The sequence below is a fragment of the Paracoccus nototheniae genome (assembly GCF_004335005.1).
Classification (GTDB): Bacteria; Pseudomonadota; Alphaproteobacteria; order Rhodobacterales; family Rhodobacteraceae; genus Paracoccus; species Paracoccus nototheniae.
The window spans coordinates 1-446 of the sequence record NZ_RQRT01000205.1 but is presented as its reverse complement, the minus strand read 5'-3'; the positions used below and the strand labels follow the sequence as shown (position 1 = coordinate 446).

The 446-nt window shown below is 35.0% G+C and carries 1 protein-coding gene; it reads right to left on the bottom strand.

Features of this window, described 5'->3' with window-relative positions:
- Nucleotides 1-446, bottom strand: a 446-nt coding sequence (locus tag EG885_RS23005) for a hypothetical protein (protein ID WP_207392408.1), incomplete at both ends; no start/stop codon positions are given.

The window sequence follows — 446 nt, the reverse complement described above, 5'->3', positions numbered from 1 at the left end:
AGGATTACCGTCTTTATCTTTAGCGGAATTTTCGGCCTTCCCTTTCTCTTCTTCTGCTAAACCGCTAAAATTTACAGCATCACCACATTGTACATTGACTTGAAAATCGAAGTTTGATGTTTCATAACCAATCCTAGAAATTCCAAAGAAAGGAGCTGCGTGACGCGAGGGACTTTTGTCGCCATTATCCAATTCTTCCTCTCCTTTTTGGAAATTTAAATCAGTTGAAAAATTAAAACCTGATGGGGATTTTACTTCGATACCCGCTTGAAATCCATAAACATTTGCTTTAGCTGCATTTTGAATCGCTTGTACTTGATTCAATTCGCCATCATATATAATTTCAGATGAACCATTAAGTGTGAAATCTCTTCTCACCATAGCATTTTGTAATAATGTATAATAAGCCGAAACATCTACTTTTATATTTTTACCAAATTTTCTAG